General features: G+C 45.8%; 17 protein-coding genes. 5 read left to right on the forward strand and 12 right to left on the reverse strand.

Features of this window, described 5'->3' with window-relative positions:
* Positions 1-11: 11 nt before the first annotated feature.
* Positions 12-173: a DUF6728 family protein gene (locus MD536_RS00205; protein WP_239594678.1), complete on the forward strand. Its 162-nt coding sequence runs from the start codon at positions 12-14 to the stop codon at positions 171-173.
* 27 nt (positions 174-200) lie between these two features.
* The gene (lpxB, locus tag MD536_RS00210; RefSeq protein WP_239594679.1) at positions 201-1,328 is read left to right on the forward strand and encodes a lipid-A-disaccharide synthase; all 1,128 of its coding nucleotides are present in this window, start codon (positions 201-203) and stop codon (positions 1,326-1,328) included.
* Here lpxB and MD536_RS00215 read toward each other — a convergent pair.
* Positions 1,289-1,588: a hypothetical protein gene (locus MD536_RS00215; RefSeq protein ID WP_239594680.1), complete on the reverse strand. Its 300-nt coding sequence runs from the start codon at positions 1,586-1,588 to the stop codon at positions 1,289-1,291. The two genes, lpxB and MD536_RS00215, sit on opposite strands and share 40 nt — an antisense overlap.
* Positions 1,572-2,372 (reverse strand): 5'/3'-nucleotidase SurE, encoded by an 801-nt coding sequence (surE, locus tag MD536_RS00220; RefSeq protein ID WP_239594681.1) that lies wholly within the window; start codon positions 2,370-2,372, stop codon positions 1,572-1,574. Before surE ends, MD536_RS00215 begins: the two co-directional genes overlap by 17 nt.
* A gap of 183 nt (positions 2,373-2,555) precedes the next feature.
* Here surE and MD536_RS00225 point away from each other — a divergent pair, with 183 nt between their 5' ends.
* Positions 2,556-3,305, forward strand: a complete 750-nt coding sequence (locus MD536_RS00225; protein WP_239594682.1) for an XRE family transcriptional regulator — start codon at positions 2,556-2,558, stop codon at positions 3,303-3,305.
* 79 nt (positions 3,306-3,384) lie between these two features.
* Here the strand turns inward: MD536_RS00225 and MD536_RS00230 are convergent, their stop codons facing one another.
* Both MD536_RS00230 and pdeM read right to left on the reverse strand, forming a co-directional pair.
* Positions 3,385-4,296: a histone deacetylase family protein gene (locus MD536_RS00230; RefSeq protein WP_239594683.1), complete on the reverse strand. Its 912-nt coding sequence runs from the start codon at positions 4,294-4,296 to the stop codon at positions 3,385-3,387.
* On the reverse strand, positions 4,293-4,952 hold the full coding sequence (gene pdeM / locus MD536_RS00235) for a ligase-associated DNA damage response endonuclease PdeM (RefSeq protein ID WP_239594684.1): 660 nt from the start codon (positions 4,950-4,952) through the stop codon (positions 4,293-4,295). The genes MD536_RS00230 and pdeM overlap by 4 nt, the downstream gene beginning before the upstream one ends.
* Before the next feature lie 57 nt (positions 4,953-5,009).
* Here pdeM and MD536_RS00240 point away from each other — a divergent pair, with 57 nt between their 5' ends.
* Positions 5,010-5,498, forward strand: a complete 489-nt coding sequence (locus MD536_RS00240) for an otopetrin domain-containing protein (protein ID WP_239594685.1) — start codon at positions 5,010-5,012, stop codon at positions 5,496-5,498.
* On the opposite strand, the gene MD536_RS00245 is transcribed toward MD536_RS00240, so the two are convergent.
* The 7 genes from MD536_RS00245 to guaA are packed head-to-tail and all read right to left on the reverse strand — an operon-like array spanning position 5,499 to position 15,002.
* Entirely contained in the window at positions 5,499-7,973 is a 2,475-nt protein-coding gene (locus MD536_RS00245) for a ligase-associated DNA damage response DEXH box helicase (RefSeq protein WP_239594686.1), read from the reverse strand. It lies immediately after the preceding gene.
* 3 nt (positions 7,974-7,976) lie between these two features.
* Complete coding sequence (locus MD536_RS00250) at positions 7,977-9,368, reverse strand: c-type cytochrome (protein WP_239594687.1); 1,392 nt, start codon at positions 9,366-9,368, stop codon at positions 7,977-7,979.
* 46 nt (positions 9,369-9,414) lie between these two features.
* Entirely contained in the window at positions 9,415-11,052 is a 1,638-nt protein-coding gene (locus MD536_RS00255) for an ATP-dependent DNA ligase (protein ID WP_239594688.1), read from the reverse strand.
* A complete protein-coding gene (locus tag MD536_RS00260) occupies positions 11,030-12,013 on the reverse strand; it encodes a ligase-associated DNA damage response exonuclease (RefSeq protein ID WP_239594689.1) in 984 nt (327 codons plus the stop codon). Before MD536_RS00260 ends, MD536_RS00255 begins: the two co-directional genes overlap by 23 nt.
* 26 nt (positions 12,014-12,039) lie before the next feature.
* Positions 12,040-12,183 carry a DUF2256 domain-containing protein gene (locus tag MD536_RS22125; RefSeq protein ID WP_369075794.1) on the reverse strand — a complete coding sequence of 48 codons (144 nt, stop codon included), beginning with the start codon at positions 12,181-12,183 and terminating at the stop codon, positions 12,040-12,042.
* A 52-nt stretch (positions 12,184-12,235) separates the two neighbouring features.
* Positions 12,236-13,447, reverse strand: coding sequence for an ABC transporter substrate-binding protein (locus MD536_RS00265; protein ID WP_239594690.1), 1,212 nt, complete (start codon positions 13,445-13,447; stop codon positions 12,236-12,238).
* 19 nt (positions 13,448-13,466) lie between these two features.
* Positions 13,467-15,002, reverse strand: a complete 1,536-nt coding sequence (gene guaA, locus MD536_RS00270; RefSeq protein WP_239594691.1) for a glutamine-hydrolyzing GMP synthase — start codon at positions 15,000-15,002, stop codon at positions 13,467-13,469.
* A 110-nt stretch (positions 15,003-15,112) separates the two neighbouring features.
* On the opposite strand from guaA, the gene MD536_RS00275 reads away from it, so the two are divergent.
* Positions 15,113-15,835, forward strand: coding sequence for a head GIN domain-containing protein (locus MD536_RS00275; protein ID WP_239594692.1), 723 nt, complete (start codon positions 15,113-15,115; stop codon positions 15,833-15,835).
* A gap of 3 nt (positions 15,836-15,838) precedes the next feature.
* On the opposite strand, the gene MD536_RS00280 is transcribed toward MD536_RS00275, so the two are convergent.
* Complete coding sequence (locus tag MD536_RS00280; RefSeq protein WP_239594693.1) at positions 15,839-16,609, reverse strand: toxin-antitoxin system YwqK family antitoxin; 771 nt, start codon at positions 16,607-16,609, stop codon at positions 15,839-15,841.
* Positions 16,610-16,636: the final 27 nt, after the last annotated feature.

The following is a 16,636-nucleotide window of genomic DNA, read 5'->3' on the forward strand; positions in this document are numbered from 1 at the left end:
TTATGGGCATCATGCGTCAGATAGCGGAATATCTGTATATCAAGAAAAAGGACCCCAATACACCGGAGACGAAATGGCTCAAGTACATGCATGGGATCAACCGGATTTCTATCCTGATGTTTCTCTTTGCGCTCATCTTCCTGTTTATCAAACTGGTATTCCTCAAAAAGTAAGTACCTCCGGCTTCCTATATTTGTTGCATGAAGTATTATATCATCGCCGGTGAAGCCAGTGGCGATTTGCATGGCAGCAACCTGATCCGCGAGATAAAGGCAAGAGATGCGGCAGCGGAAATCCGTTGCTGGGGAGGTGATCTGATGGAGGCAGCAGGTGCTACCCTGGTGAAACATTATCGCGATCTGGCCTTTATGGGATTTGTGGAAGTGGTAGCCAACCTCAGGACGATACTTCGCAACCTCGATTTCTGCAAGCAGGATATCCGGCAATTCCAGCCGGATCTGCTGATCTACATTGATTACCCCGGCTTTAATTTGCGAGTGGCGGACTGGGCCAAAAGAGAAGGTTTTCACAATGTCTATTATATATCGCCCCAGGTTTGGGCCTGGAAAGAGAACCGGGTGAAAACGATCAAAACGGCTATTGATAAGATGCTGGTCATTTTGCCCTTTGAGCTGGATTTTTATCGCAAATGGAAGTACCCGGTGAGTTATGTCGGGCATCCTTTGGCTGAAGTGATAGAAAAATACAAGCAGGACAATGCATCGGTGCAACGCAATCCAAAACTGATTGCTTTACTGCCAGGTAGCCGCAAGCAGGAGATCCTGAAAAAATTACCGGTGATGTTGTCTGTGACGCCTTCATTTCCGGACTATGAATTTGTGGTAGCCAAGGCACCGGGAGTAAGCGATGACTTTTATGCACCATTGTTGGCAAAATTTCCGAATGTGCGCACCACCAGCAATGCAACCTATGCCGTATTAATGCAGGCGGAAGCAGCGTTGGTCACCTCCGGAACTGCAACATTGGAAACTGCCTTGTTTGGAGTGCCGGAAGTAGTTTGTTATAAGGGTAACAAGATATCTTATCTCATCGCGAAGCGCCTCATCAAAGTCAAATACATTTCACTCGTAAACCTCATCATGGACCGGCTTGTAGTGAAGGAGTTGATCCAGGATGATATGAATACACAGAACCTGGTGCAGGAATTAAAAAATCTCTTACATAACCAGGAATACCGCAATAGGATAACCGGTGATTACGATCAACTCAGGCAGCTCCTGCAACAGGGAGGTAATGCATCTGCAAAAGCAGCGGAGGAAATTGTGGATTATGCTACCAGCTTGATCAGCAAAACAACAACACCGTAAATAAGCGTTGAAACAAACACGCCTTTGGCGGTTTTATCTTTCCGGCTGTTGATATAAATCGTAAAGAGAATAGCATTTGCAATCAGAGAAATGCTGCTAACACCCGTCAGCAGTGATTTCAGTTGTTTCAGGTAAACCAGGTATTCCATGAAACTCACATGCCTGGGCATGAACACGATCAGGTAGTAGATGACCAGTCCGATTAAAGGAGCTACAAATCCAAGTACAATACCCAGTTGGAGATTATCTTTTTTTAGCATCGAGTTTCCAGCTTTTTTCAAGTTTGGCTTTAAGAACGTAATTCGTAAGGTCAAATTGTACAGGCACCACACTTACATAGTTATTCTGCAAGGCCCAAACATCGGTATCTCTGCCTTTGTCAAAGTTGAGAAATTCTCCGGTAAGCCAGTAATACCGGCGACCATGAGGATCCTGGCGCTCGAGGAAATCTTCCTGGTACTTGGCATATGCCTGGCGACAGATTTTAATCCCCTTGATCTGATCTTTTGGAACCGCGGGTATGTTCACATTTAATACCAGGTGTTTATCCTGTTTTTTACTCAGCACCATTTCTGTGATGATGCGGGCATAATGCGCAGCTGCTGTAAAATCAGCTTCGATGCTGTAATCCAGCAGGGAGAAGCCAATGGAAGGAATACTTTCAATAGCCGCTTCCACAGCAGCAGACATGGTACCGGAATAAATCACATTGATGGAATGATTCGCACCGTGATTGATACCACTCAGGCAGATATCCGGTTTGCGATGTAATACTTTATCTACCGCGAGTTTTACACAATCTACCGGGGTGCCGGTACAACCATAGGCTTCAATGCCTTCATAGATTTGAACGGGGTGTAATCTGAGGGGAGATCCTATGGTGATGGCATGTCCCATTCCGGACTGCGGCTTATCTGGTGCTACTACTACAATTTTCCCCAATCCGCGTACTGCTTCTACCAGGTTTTGGATTCCCGGGGCAGTTACGCCATCGTCATTCGTGATCAGGATAATAGGTTCTTCTTTCTTTTTTCTGGTTGGCATGGAGCGAAGATAAGGTGAAAGGTGAAAGGTGAGAAGTGAGAGAGTAGAACTCCTTTTCACCTATTCCCTTTGACCATTTTTCACCTTTCACTTTTCACCTTTCACATTTATCAAATAGAAATTTTTCTCAAAAAAATTTCTATTTGATAAATTTCTTAGTATTTTCGTACTAAATCTGTTAGCATGTCATTTGCCGGAAAAAATCTAAAGCATTTACGTAAGCTGCGGGGATGGACGCAGGAAGATTTTGCTGCCAAATTGAAGATCAAGCGTTCCTTGCTGGGCGCTTATGAAGAAGAGCGGGCGGAACCCCGGCTCGAGGTGCTGGAAATGGTGAGTGAATTGTTTAAAGTGAGTCTGGATGAGCTTTTCCTGAAGGATCTTTCTGAAACCAAGGGCAGTTATATTGCGAAACGCCGTGCACAAAAGCTGGCTGCTGAGCCTACTGTTATTCAGTATGTGCCTATGAAAGCTGCTGCCGGTTATTTGAATGGCTATGCAGATCCGGAGTTCATTGATGAGTTGAATACCTTCACCCTGCCCATGCTGGCCCCAGGTTCTTACCGGGCTTTTGAAATCGTTGGGGATTCCATGTTGCCAACGCCCAGTGGTTCCATTATTGTGGGGGAAAAGGTGGAAGACACGGAGAATCTTAAATCCAGCAATACGTATATCGTGGTTTCCCGCCAGGAAGGAATTGTTTACAAACGCATCATGAAAAATGGGCGGTCTAAACAGAAACTTACCCTGGTTAGTGATAACCCGGTTTACCAGCCTTACCAGATCGATGCCAATGATGTGCTGGAAATCTGGCAGGCACAGATGGTAATTACCCGGGCCAACCAGCAACAGCGCTGGGATGTGGATCAATTGGCTTCGATTGTTTCCAATTTGCACGACCAGGTTAATTCCCTGAAGAAAAAAATGAATTAGCAGGCTTACCCCTGATGCATATCTGTTGTTTTTAGTACTATGGGTTAGTAAGGCCCCGTTTTTACGGGGCTTTCTTTTTTCAGTAAATACTAAAAGCTTCTTTGAAGGTATTGCAATGCGCTTCTACTATATCCCGGATATCCGGAGAATAACCCCCACCCATGGAAACGGCACAGGGTATACCTGCTTTTTTGAGCGTACTGAATACCATTCGGTCTCTTTCGCGGCAACCTGCTTTGCTTACTTTCAGTTTACCAAACTTGTCGGTTTCCAGGATGTCCACTCCTGAAATGAAAAAGGCAAAATCTGGTTGCGCTTTTTCCAGCAATAGGGGCAGGTGCTTTGCTAATAACTCCAGGTAGGCGTCGGTGGTGGTTCCATCTTCCAGCGGAACATCCAGGTCTGATTGCTCTTTGTGAAAGGGATAATTATGCCGGCCATGCATGCTGAAGGTGAATACCTTCGGATTGTGCTCAAATAGTTTGGCAGTTCCATTGCCCTGGTGCACATCCAGGTCAATAACAATTGCCTGTTTAATTGTTCCTTCTTCCAGCAATACATTGGCTGCTACAGCCACATCGTTCAACAGGCAAAAGCCTTCGCCTCTGTCGGCAAATGCATGATGGGTTCCCCCCGCTACATTCAGCGCTACTCCATGCTGGAGGGCATGCCTGGCACAATCAATCGTGCCCTGGGTGATGATGAATTCCCGCTTGGTCAGGGCCTCCGATTGAGGAAATCCAATATGACGCTGCTCTTTGGCTGAGAGTGTCTGTTCCAGGAGCTTCTGCACATAATCGGCATCATGAGTTTTCAGTACCAATTCCGTGGGGCAGCTGGCAGGAGACACCAGTGCTTCTTCAGTGATTATTCCTTCATAGAGTAACTGCTCAGGTATCAGTTCATATTTCAACATGGGGAACCTATGTCCGGGTGGTAAGGGGTGGGCATAGATCGGATCAAATGCTATAAATCGATTGCTGGCCTTCATTGTATGGGGATGATTTCCTGTCCGGCTATAGCAAATACCGATGCCCCTGCTTCAGGAGAAACCAATGCCAACCCGGAAAATCCACTGAATGCCGGCAGGATCGCTTTTGCTTTGCCGAAATAGAAACAGGGAAGGCGAAGCGATTGTTTACCAGAACCACTTAACAGCACACCCGGATGCAGGTGACCTGAAAAAGTATAGGTATCGTTTTCTGCTTCCGGTAATTCTTCCGGGTCATGAACAAATCGGAAAGGGCCCCTGGCATACATTCCCTGCTGCACATGAATGGCCTGTTCCTCATACCAGGATGCCTGTAAAATATCGTGATTGCCTCTTACCAGGGTAATGGCCAGATCAGCATGATCCTTTCTCCAGCGTGCAAACCAGTCCGATTCCAGGTTATAACTGCTGTGAAAGAAATCACCTACAATAATGAGTTCTTTCGGTTTATAATACTGAACCAGGTGAAAGAGGCGCTGCAGATCCTGTTTGAATACTTCCTGTGGTACTCCGATGCCGGACTTTCTGAAATGGCCGGTTTTGCCGAAATGCAGATCCGAGAGGATCAGGGCAGATTGATCCTCCCAATAAATCGCTTTCATGGGGGTGAGCCAGAGTTGCTGACCGAAAAGGGTAAAAGAATGCGGCGCTTTCATCGGAGGGCAAAGCTAAATGCTTTATTTTTAAGAATTCCTAAATCAAATCACCTCATTATGAACGTCCTGAATCCATTCGAACAAGAGCAGAAAAAGCTGCCCACCATGTTGAATGTACTGACCATTCTGACATTTATTGGCTCGGCAATTCAGCTTTTTTCTATCCCACTTTCCAAGTTTGGAATGAAATTCGCAAAACAAGCATTAGAAAACCCGGATGCGTTAGAAAAGATGAGTGAAAAAGAAGTGGCGGATCTTGAAAAAAGTGTACGTGTATTTGATTTGATGGAGTCCAATGCTACGCTTATTTGGATTATCACAATTGCCAGTGCGGCGCTTTGTATTTATGGTGCTATCCAAATGAGAAAATTTAAAAAGGATGGATTTTTTATGTATGTAATCGGTGAGATATTACCCATCATTGCACTCACCATCATACTTGGATTTTCCAATCTATTTATTGGAGGTAGCAGTTATATCTCGAACCTGGGTGTACCACTGCTCATGATCATTTTATACGCAACCCAGCTCAAACATTTAAAATAATTATTTCAGCAATTGCAACTGCATTTTACGCACCCGGTCTTCCAGGGTTTCGGAGGATAACTGTTCCCGCTTACTGTCTACTTTAATCGGGAAACAGAAAGGAGTGAGTTTCTCCGGAAACCGCAAAATGATCCGGCTTTGCTGAATGCGTTCGAGCATATTGCGTAAGCGGGTTTCTTCCATCTGCTGATCAAATACTTCCTGGTAGGCCTGCCGCATTAAGAGATTATCCGGCTCGTATTCCTGGAATACTTTAAATAAGAGCGAGGCACTTGCCTGTAAGTGTCTCGCTTTTTTATGTTCACCCGGATAACCCTGGAACAATAAGCCACCGATCACCGCGATATCCCTGAATTTTCGTTTAGCCATCTCCGTACTGTTCACACTTCGCTGGATATCGGCAAACAGATTTTCCGTACTGAAGAGCTCATACACGTTGGTATCATCCACCGGTATGGGCTGGTCACTCAGTAATTCAAATCCATAATCATTCATCGCAAAGGAAAAGCTGATGGGCTGGATTTTACTGATGCGGTATGCCAGGATGGCTGCCATCGCTTCATGTACCAGCCGGCCTTCAAAGGGATAGACGTACAAATGAAATCCATCTTTGGTTTCTATCTGTTCAATCAGCAATTCATTTTCTTCCGGTACCTGGCTGAGTTGATTCTGCAATTCAAATAAGGGAGCCAGTGCATACATTTCGATATTATCCGGTCCCGCTTTTCCGGCTTCGTTTAAGGTTTGCCGTAAGAGCTGTCCCAGGTTGGCAGACAAGGGCATACGCCCACCCATCCAGCTTGGTACAATTGATTTTTTACTGGTTGATTTTCGTACTAATACGGTCATGTCTTTGATCATTACCAGCTCCAGGTTTCTTCCCGCCAGGGTAAAGACTTCTCCCGGTTCCAGTTTGGAGATAAACCATTCTTCAATCACACCAATATATCCACCCGATACAAATTTGACCTTCAGCATGGCATCACTTACAATAGTCCCAATATGCATGCGATGCCGCATGGCTACTCTTCTGCTTGTAATGCGATACAGCCCATCGATCAATTCTACTTTTTTATATTCATCGTACTGCTGTAAGGCCTGTCCGCCATGCACCAAAAACTGCAATACCTGCTGCCATTCCGCTTTTGTCATCTCCCTGAAACAGAAGGTAGATTTCACTTCATGATATGCCTGTTCTGAAGTAAATCCTTCCGATATAGCCAGTGTGCTGAGGTATTGAATCAGCACATCATAACATAACAGGAAGGGTTCCCTGGATTCAATCAGTTGCTTGTCCATGGCGGCTTTCAATGCGGCAGCTTCTACCAGTTCCAGTGAATGGGTGGGAAGGAAATAAATTCTGCTTACCGCCCCCGGCTGGTGACCGCTTCTTCCGGCTCTTTGTAAAAAGCGCGCGACTCCTTTTGGCGAGCCAACCTGTATAACAGTCTCGACTGGCCGAAAATCAACACCCAAATCCAGGCTCGCTGTACAGACCACACATTTCAATGTACCCGCATGTAATGCGTCTTCCACCCAGATCCGCAATTCCTGCTCAATACTTCCATGGTGTAAGGCGATGGCACCCGCCAGGTGTGGTGCCACATCCAGAATGGTCTGGTACCAGCGTTCACTCATTCCCCTGGTATTGATAAAGAGCAGGGTAGTGGTGCTCGCTTCAATGATGGGAATAATTTTTTCTACCAGCTTTAATCCCAGGTGACCGGCCCATGGATATTTTTCAATTTCATCCGGCAGGATGGAAATAAGTTCTGTTTGTTTAGGAAGGGTCGCCCGTACTATCCTTCCTTCCTCCTGCAGCGGCGATAACAATACCTCCATTGCCTGTTCCAGGTTACCGATGGTGGCGGATATACCAATAATGGAAAAACTTAGCTCAGGTTCTTGCTCTTTTCTTAGTGCCGCTATTCTGCACATGGCCAGTTCCACCAGCACCCCCCGCTTGCTGCCAATCAGTTCATGCCATTCATCTACAGCAACGAGCCGGAGTGAGTTGAAAAAATCCGGATAGCCTTTCTGTGCCAGCACCAGGTGCAGGCTCTCCGGTGTGATGATCAGTATTTCCGGTGATTTTCTTTTTTGTTTCTGTCGTTCACTGGTTGGAGTATCCCCATTTCGTATACCCACGGTCCAGGGAATGCCTAAAGCTAGTAATGCTTCCTCCATAGCGCGACCGATATCTTTGGCGAGTGCTCTCAGAGGAGAGATCCATAAGAGTTGCAGCGCCTGTGGTCGTTTGCTTCTAAAGGTATCCGGATGTTCATTGATGTATTGAATAAGGGCACCTAAGAAAACCGAAAATGTTTTTCCATATCCGGTGGGAGCATTTACCAGTCCGGAGGAACCTGACAATATCAACTGCCATGCTTCTTCCTGGTAGGCAAACGGAGTTCTGTTGTTTTCGGCTAACCAATCCCGTATGACCTGGTATCCTATCGTTTGCCGGAGCTTCAATACTTAGATGGTTTTGAGATACTCCAGCAACGCCTTGCGTTCTGTGTCTGTTAGTTTATCGCCAAAATAATGGCCATAGTTACCATACCCTTTGAGCGTGGTGTTATAAATCTGGCTGCCTCCCGGTTTATCAACTACCTTGTACTCCCAACTCATGCTCTCGATATCATAGCGGGGCTTGTCAAAATTGCGTTGCCAGTAGGTAGGCCGGATTTTACTATTCAATACGGCTTCCAGGGTTGGTACGGAACCATTGTGCAAATAAGGGGCAGTGCTCCAGATTCCATCCAGCGGTGGTGCAATGTATCCATTAAAAGGCACCAGGCTTGCCGGATGATCCCCTTGAGAAAACCAACTTTTATTGAACCAATTTACAAACTGCGGATTCTGATAGTTGCTTTGGTACAAGGCCGAATCGGTTTTAATAATCGAAGCGGGAATCAATAAGTTCGGATATTCTTCTTCGTTACCATATTTTCCGTGGCATTTGGAACAGTTATCAATAAAGAGAATGCGCCCTTTTTCTGCCAATGCCTTATCCACTTTGCCAGGATAAACAGGTGGTCGCAGGTTGTTGATATAGGCGAGTACATCACTGATGCGTTTATCCACTTCCGCTGCTTCAGAAGAATCGGTTACGGTTAGCAGGTTGGAGGCCATTAGAAATCTTCCAAAATCACCGCGACCGAATCCATTGTAGAACATGGCATTCTTTTTCCGGAGCAACCACCAGGCAGGTACATCACTGGGAATTACTTCTTTCGGAATCTCCATATAAGCAGAGTCGGACCATTTCAGTGTATTGGGATCGCGATGCGCCACCAATACTGCTGCCAGCCGGTCTGCAGCATTCACTCCTCGTACAGCTGTTGTCAAATAGGGGCCAATGGTGCCTGCTACCTGCAGGAAATGTTTGCTTGCTTCGTATTTTGCGGGAGCGTTAGCTTTCATCAAGGTGCCCATCATCTTGATGGCAGCAGGATTCAGTTGTTGTCCCATGGAAAAATCAATCAGGGTATTGCCCATACCTACAATCAAAGAATCATTGAATACCTGCGCATGGCATTGCATACAGTTGGGAGCCACCAGGTTTTCTCCATTCACTGCTTTTACCACGGTGTAATCATGCGGTACAGTTGCATTGAGTCCGGTTCTTTTCAGAAAATTCTGCTGCTCCTTGCCTTTGCCCATCAAGAAAAAATCATAGGGAATTCCTCCCTTGACATAATCTCCGGTGGTCAGGTAGTCAAATCCTTTGGCAGCATCACCGCTTCGTTGTTTGGAAGGAGGAATTGGCACCGGTTTATCCGGATTCAGCGCGGTTGTATGGCTGGTTAGCAACACCACGCCACTGCCGGCTAAGAGCACCAGTAATAAAAAGATTCGGGTAAGCATAACACTGTATTGATCTTAATCTAACAAATTTCTTGTTCCCACGGTTCTAATCTGCTTTTTCATTGCCAAATTGTTGCAATAATTGCTGCAGATCCTCCAGCGTGTTGATATCCTGCACGGTTTTATCTTTTCTCCAGCGCAGGATTCGGGGGAAACGAAGTGCCACTCCACTTTTATGCCGGGAAGAAGCTGCAATTCCTTCAAAAGCGATCTCAAAAACCAGTTCGGCTGGCACAGTTCGAACGGGACCAAATTTCTCCAGTGCATTGCGTTTCACAAATGCATCCACTTCCAGCAGTTCCTTATCCGTGAGTCCTGAATACGCTTTGGTGAATGCCAGCAGTTTATCATCCTTTCGAACTGCAAAAGTGTAATCGGTATAGAGGTTGCTTCTGCGCCCATGGCCTTTTTGCGCATAAATCAGAACGGCATCAATGGTCATGGGATCTGTTTTCCATTTCCACCAGTCGCCCCGCTTCCTGCCTACCTGGTATACCGAGTCTTTTTTCTTCAGCATAATGCCTTCTGCTACAAATTCTCTGGATCGGCTCCTGAGTTCCGCAAGCTCTTCCCAGGTATCAAAGTTTACACTGGGAGAGAGTAGCAGCTTCGGGTGCTGAACCTGTGCTACCAGCGCTTCTAATTTAGTTCTTCTTTGTTGCAGGGGCTGATCCCGCCAGTCGGTTCCTTCCCATTCCAATAAATCATAGGCGAAAAAATGAATGGGTGCAGCTTCCAGTTGTTTTTTGGTAATATTTTTTCGGCCAATCCGGGTTTGTAAGAGTGCAAAGGGCATCGGTTTCCCCTCCATAAAGGGCAGGATTTCACCATCCAAAACCAACCCATCTGGTAAGGTATTCAGTAAACCCTGATACTCCGGAAACTTCTCAGTTATCAATTCTTCTCCCCGGCTCCAGACAAAGAGCTCGCCGTTGCGCTTGATTAATTGTCCGCGTATACCATCCCATTTCCACTCTGCCTGCCATTCGGCCGGATTCCCTAGCGCTTCCAATTCCCCTTCTACCGGATAACACAAATAAAAAGGATAGGGCTTGGAGAAATCGGTGGCTGCATAACTGCTGGACAGCAATTGTTGTAAACTCGTCTGGCGCGGATCCCACTGACCGCTAATCAGATAGGCTATCTGGCTTTGTTCCAGATTAACCAGTTTGGCAAGTGCCTGCACCAATAATTGTTGTGATACCCCAATTCGAAATCCTCCGGTTATTAGCTTATTGAACACAAATCGTTCTTCGCGATTCAGCTCATCCCAGGCATGCAGTACAAATGATTTTTTTGCTTCTACTTCCTGGTCGCTGAGCGCTTGCAATGCCTCCAGGTAGGTCTGGAGGGAATGACTGGATTCATTGGTCGGTGGTGGCAATAATAATGCAATGGTTTCAGCGAGATCCCCTACGGTATGATAGGATTCTTCAAACAGCCAGGCAGATAAACCGGTTTGTTCAATGCACCATTCTCTCAGATAGGTACTGCTGACTGTTCTTTTAGGCCGCCTTCCGGTAAAGAGTGCGATCACCCAAATGGTATCAGCTTCCGGTGCAGTTTCAAAATAACTTAGCAGGGCTGCCAGCTTATCATTGGTTTTGGTACTGGAACCTAGTTGCTTCACCAGTTCGGCAAACAGGCGCATGCCAGTATTGCTATTCCTGTTCTTCGGTTCCATAAGCTGTTTGAATTTCTTTGGCTTCGATTCCCTGCTCTGTTAAATACCGCGAAAAAGCTGCCTGGAATCCATGGGTTACATATACAGAGGAAGCCCCGGTTGCTTTGACAGCAGTTATCAATCCATTCCAGTCGGCATGATCACTTAACACGAATCCGGCATCCACATTTCTTCTGCGGGCATTGCCTCTAACCTGCATCCAGCCACTGCAAACAGCTACTTTAACCGGACCGAATTTCTTCAGCCAACTACTGCCATCTGCACTGGGTGGTGCTACTACTATTGATCCCTTCAGTTGATTTCGGTTAGGCTCCACCGGTACCCTTACTACCGGTGTTAATTTCCATCCGGAGTCTATCAATTTTTCCTGCACATTAGCAATGGCACCATGAGCATAAATGGGTTGTTGCAAGGGAGCCAGGCAACTGATCAAGCGTTGTGCTTTTCCCAGGCTATAGGCAAGTAATACAGAACTATATCCTGCTGTCTGGTTATCCAACACCCATTGCCTGATTTGCTGGTATATAATTTCCTGGTCTTCCCATTGGTAGATGGGCAATCCAAATGTAGATTCGGTTATAAAATGATGACAGGCTACCGGTTCGAAATCACCACTGATGCCATCTGACACTACTTTATAATCTCCACTTACTACCCAAACTTCTCCTTTGTATTCTACCCGAACCTGGGAGGAGCCGATGATATGTCCGGCTGGATGCAGACTTACCCTAACACCATTGATATCTAACTGCTCTCCCCAGTCCTGTGATTGTACTTCAACCGGACCCAGTCTCAATTGCAGGAGAGGTGCAGTATCCGGGTGACAGAGATATTGTTTACTTCCCCAGCGCGCGTGATCACTATGGGCATGTGTGATTACAGCCTTCTCCACAGGTTTCCAGGGATCGATATAAAATCCACCTTGGGAGCAATAGATACCTGATGGAGTAAAGCTTAGCAATGGAAGTATGAATTATGAATTGTGAATTATGAATTGCGGGAGCGGCGGCAGCGTTCACTGCAATACTTGACTTCTTCCCAAACCGCGGCCCATTTTTTTCTCCAGGAAAAGGGACGATTACAGGTAACGCAAATCTTCTGTGGCAGATTGGCTTTTTTGACTTGCTTCATAACCTATTAACAATCCTTCACCGGGAAGGTTTATGCAAAAGCCAGGCCTGCCTTAATTCACAGTGGTGATCGTACCATTCAGGAGTTTGACCACATACATTTTTTTGTTTTCGAAATAATCCAGTTGTTGTTCCTGCTTATTGAGTAATACAGGCTGGATATCAAAATCAGTGAATACCTGGTATTTTTTTTCTCCGAGTCCCAGTGCAAGATTAGGTCCCTGGTCAGCTACCATTTTTCCAAAGCGATACATCACCTCATATCCTCTGAATACCATATCACTGGGACGTGCAAATAATTTGTCGCGGAAATAATTGGTGATGGAGACACTCAAAGAATCCGTCCGAACAGGATTGAACGGAATAGTATAAAAGATTTCGAGGTCTTTGTATTCATCGCTTTCAAAATCCCGGATACCATCCCAGGTGGGCATGCCCATAATCTGAACAGGGTAGGTCTTATTGAGTTCTGCTAAATGGCCAGCGAGTTTGCGGGCAAACTGCACATCCAGGCTACCGGCTACTGCCAGTGTACTTTTGGTACTATCCAGGTAGGGAAGCAAATTAGCTGCTTCAAAATCTGTTGGAAGTGTTACGTATTTCAGTTTTAACTGGGCGCCTGGTTTGGATTTCTCCACATCATTCAGGTATCCTTTTAAGCGGGTTTCTTGTGCACCGTTTCGGGTGAATACAATGATGGAGGCCTGGTTTCTTTTTTTCTCGAGGTATTCATAAATACCCTGCGCATGGGTAGCAAGTGTACTGTTCAGAATTACCATGTAAGGATTGTTCGTGATGCCTGCATCATTGGGCAGGTTTACATTCACAAATGGCACCTGCTTTTTATTCGCAAAATCAGCCCAGGGCCTTACTTCATTATTGCCGATATGTCCAACCAGCAGATTGGCATTCTGAACTGCCGGATCCTGCATTAAGGTCTGCAGGTTTCTGTTCGAACGGGTATCAATCACGTTCACATCCAGCTCCACTTTTTCCTTATTAAGGGAATCAATGGCGAGCTGAACTCCTTCGTAGAATTCAAGTCCGGGTAAAAAATAACGAGGAAACTGTTTCCCAAAGCGATATTGCCCTCCTGCATCAAAAGCGGAATCGAGGTACAGCGGTAGCAGGAAAGTTACTACCTGCTTTTTTTTAGTTAGTTGTTGTGGCAGCGTTACCAGTGCACTGTCCTGGGCTAATACCGGGACAATCAATGAACTTATCAAAACAACCGTAAGAAAAAAGAGCCTGCTGTAGTTGCGCATGTGCCTTGGGTTTAGTTACTTATTCCCATTCGATGGTAGCTGGTGGTTTACTGCTTATATCGTATACCACCCGGTTGATACCCCGAACGTTGTTGATTATATCACTCGAAATATGTGCCAGAAAATCATAGGGCAGATGAGCCCAGTCGGCAGTCATTCCATCTACGGAAGTTACTGCTCTGAGCGCAACGGTATATTCATAGGTTCTTTCATCGCCCATAACTCCTACACTCTTTACCGGCAGCAGGATGGCGCCTGCCTGCCATACTGATTTATATAAGTTGTGTTCTTTGAGTCCGGAGATGTATCGGTGATCAGCTTCCTGCAGCAGTTTAACTTTTTCTTCTGTTATTTCACCGAGGATACGTATAGCCAGTCCGGGGCCCGGGAAAGGATGACGATCAATTAATTCGTCCGGAATTCCCAGCTCACGGCCTACTTTTCTAACTTCATCCTTGAAAAGATAGCGCAGCGGTTCTACCAGCTCCAGGTGCATCTGCTCCGGCAATCCACCCACATTGTGATGAGATTTGATTGTTACAGAAGGACCGTGCACGGAAACACTTTCAATCACATCCGGATAAATCGTTCCCTGTCCCAACAATTCAATGCCTTCTACTTTTTTGGCTTCTTCCTGGAAAACATCAATGAATAATTTTCCGATGACTTTTCTTTTGGCTTCCGGGTCGGTTTTGCCGGCCAGTTCTGAGTAGAAGCGATCTTTAGCATCCACCCCTTTTACATTGAGGTGCAAATTGTCTTTATAGGTTTTTAATACCTGCTCAAATTCTCCTTTTCTGAGTACTCCGTTGTCCACAAAAATACCGTAGAGCCGGTCGCCAATAGCTTTTGAAATAAGAGTTGCAGCCACGGTACTATCCACCCCACCACTGAGTGCCATGATCACTTTACGATCACCTATTTGCTTTTGCAGGGCAGCAACTGTATCAGAGATAAAATGGGCTGGTGTCCAATCCTGCGAGCAACCACATACTTCCACCAGGAAGTTGCGGATCAGTTTTTTCCCTTCAATGCTGTGGTACACTTCGGGATGGAATTGTACGGCGTATAAAATTTCTTTATCGTCTATTTTGCGAAATGCTGCAATGGGGATGGATTGCGTATCAGCCAGCAGTTCAAATCCGGCAGGGATTTCTTTCACGCTGTCTGCGTGACTCATCCATACCTGGCTCTGTTTGGACATGCCTTCGAAAATCCGGTCTTCTTTCAGGATTTGAAGGATGGCCCGACCATATTCGCGCTTGCTGCTTTTTTCTACCCTGCCTCCAAATTTTTTGGCTGTCAGCTGGGCACCATAACATACACCCAAAACAGGAAGGCGGGAAATCATGGACTGAATATCCACATCCGGGGCGTTTTCATCATTTACAGAAAAAGGAGATCCTGAAAGGATAATCCCTTTTAAACCTGGTTCATATTCGAAGGCTTTGTGATAGGGAATGATTTCACAATATACATTGGCCTCCCGTACAGCCCTGGCAATCAACTGAGTATATTGAGAGCCAAAATCGAGGATGAGAATTTTTTCAGTCATGGTGGCGCGAAGTTACAATCTTTTTCCAGCCCTTCAGATTCCGGTAACTTTTTACAGGAATGGGCGTCTAAGACAGTAAATATTTTGTTTTTTTGACTAAACAACCTCACATGAAAAAAATTTTAATGGCTGCTTTGATTTTCAGCCTCGGATTCTCCGCCTGCATGTTTAATACCGGAAAAAAAGTAAGGGGAGATGGAAATAGTACCAGTTCCAATCGTACGCCTGGTACCTTCACAGCAGTTGAGCAAAAAGGATCTTTTGATGTGGAATTGCTGGTAGGTGATCAACATGCTGTGATGCTGGAAGGTGAGGAGAATATCATCTCGAAAATTGAAACCTATATAGATGGCTCTACGCTGAAGATTCAGACTGAAGATGGGTTTGATTTGCGTCCTACCCGGGATGTCCGGATTAAAGTAACTGCACCTTCCTATAAGAAAGTGTACTCCTATGGTTCAGGTAACATTGTTTCTAATTCTATGGTGAAAAATGATGAGCCTATTGAAGTGGGAACCAAAGGCAGTGGGGATATCAAAATGGAAATCACAGCACCTGAAGTAACTGCCTCCATTTATGGTAGCGGAAATGTTACCCTGAAAGGAGAAACCAGGAAAGTGACCCTGGAATGTACTGGTAGTGGAGACCTAAATGCAGTTGACCTGCTTTCTGAAGAAGCCAATGTGGATATTAAGGGAAGTGGCAATGCCAGTGTTAATTCCAGCAAAAGCCTGCAGGTGGATGTAAAGGGAAGTGGCGATGTTCGTTACAAAGGAAATCCTTCCATTCGCTCCGATATCCATGGAAGCGGGAATATTAAAAAACTGGATTAATCCTTATTTATCATAAAACTGTTGGTGTACCAATTTGCCATTGCGATCATAGGTAGCCAGTGAACGGATGCGGCCCTGGGGATCATAATAAGACCAGGTGCCGCTTCTTTTTCCATGTGTATAGGAGCCGGAAGCGCGCAATAAACCTTTGCTCAGCCAGTGCTCCCAATGCCCTTCACGTAATCCATTTCTGAAGTATCCGGAGTCTTTGGGTGTTCCATTTGGAAAATAATTCATGTACAGCCCATGGTGCAGGCATTCCTTGAATGGGGGCATATAAGCATTATCACCCGCCTGCTCATTCAGCTGCACACTTGCCAGCACCAGGCTGTCGATGGGTACGGGAGGCAGCTCTTCATGTCGTTTTCCATACAGATGCCAGAAAGATTGAATCGGGGAGCTTGCCTGTGTGAGCGCATTTCGATCCTTCTGGGCTTGCTGGGCCAATGGCAGCAGCACATGTTTGGGATGTTTTTTTATTTCCTGCTTTACGCGTTGCAGTTTGGTGGCACTGTAGGTTCTGATAAATCTCGGTTGTCCATTACTGTACCAGCCTTTCCATTCTCCATCCGGAATCCCCATTACGAAATTGCCTTTGTCCCGGAGTTGAGCCGAATCAAACCAGCTCTGGTACAAACCATGAGGCAATTTTCGTTTATAGCTGACCGTGAAACGATACCCGTTTGAAGCAGCATTTCCATCCTGTTCGCCAGACCATAACAGTGCAGTGCCAGTCCCGATAAGTATCAGCCAGGTATAGAGTAATTGTTTCATGGATGCAAGTACTTGTTCAGGCACAAG

It is taken from the genome of Flavihumibacter cheonanensis, assembly GCF_022352215.1.
GTDB lineage: Bacteria > Bacteroidota > Bacteroidia > Chitinophagales > Chitinophagaceae > Flavihumibacter > Flavihumibacter cheonanensis.

What these genes read in the sequence shown, in the direction of transcription:
- MD536_RS00205 (WP_239594678.1), top strand. Translation starts at nt 12, where the DNA reads ATGCGTCAGATAGCGGAATATCTGTATATCAAGAAAAAGGACCCCAAT.
- lpxB (WP_239594679.1), top strand. Translation starts at nt 201, where the DNA reads ATGAAGTATTATATCATCGCCGGTGAAGCCAGTGGCGATTTGCATGGC.
- MD536_RS00215 (WP_239594680.1), bottom strand. Translation starts at nt 1,588, where the DNA reads ATGCTAAAAAAAGATAATCTCCAACTGGGTATTGTACTTGGATTTGTA.
- surE (WP_239594681.1), bottom strand. Translation starts at nt 2,372, where the DNA reads ATGCCAACCAGAAAAAAGAAAGAAGAACCTATTATCCTGATCACGAAT.
- MD536_RS00225 (WP_239594682.1), top strand. Translation starts at nt 2,556, where the DNA reads ATGTCATTTGCCGGAAAAAATCTAAAGCATTTACGTAAGCTGCGGGGA.
- MD536_RS00230 (WP_239594683.1), bottom strand. Translation starts at nt 4,296, where the DNA reads ATGAAGGCCAGCAATCGATTTATAGCATTTGATCCGATCTATGCCCAC.
- pdeM (WP_239594684.1), bottom strand. Translation starts at nt 4,952, where the DNA reads ATGAAAGCGCCGCATTCTTTTACCCTTTTCGGTCAGCAACTCTGGCTC.
- MD536_RS00240 (WP_239594685.1), top strand. Translation starts at nt 5,010, where the DNA reads ATGAACGTCCTGAATCCATTCGAACAAGAGCAGAAAAAGCTGCCCACC.
- MD536_RS00250 (WP_239594687.1), bottom strand. Translation starts at nt 9,368, where the DNA reads ATGCTTACCCGAATCTTTTTATTACTGGTGCTCTTAGCCGGCAGTGGC.
- MD536_RS00255 (WP_239594688.1), bottom strand. Translation starts at nt 11,052, where the DNA reads ATGGAACCGAAGAACAGGAATAGCAATACTGGCATGCGCCTGTTTGCC.
- MD536_RS22125 (WP_369075794.1), bottom strand. Translation starts at nt 12,183, where the DNA reads ATGAAGCAAGTCAAAAAAGCCAATCTGCCACAGAAGATTTGCGTTACC.
- MD536_RS00265 (WP_239594690.1), bottom strand. Translation starts at nt 13,447, where the DNA reads ATGCGCAACTACAGCAGGCTCTTTTTTCTTACGGTTGTTTTGATAAGT.
- guaA (WP_239594691.1), bottom strand. Translation starts at nt 15,002, where the DNA reads ATGACTGAAAAAATTCTCATCCTCGATTTTGGCTCTCAATATACTCAG.
- MD536_RS00275 (WP_239594692.1), top strand. Translation starts at nt 15,113, where the DNA reads ATGAAAAAAATTTTAATGGCTGCTTTGATTTTCAGCCTCGGATTCTCC.
- MD536_RS00280 (WP_239594693.1), bottom strand. Translation starts at nt 16,609, where the DNA reads ATGAAACAATTACTCTATACCTGGCTGATACTTATCGGGACTGGCACT.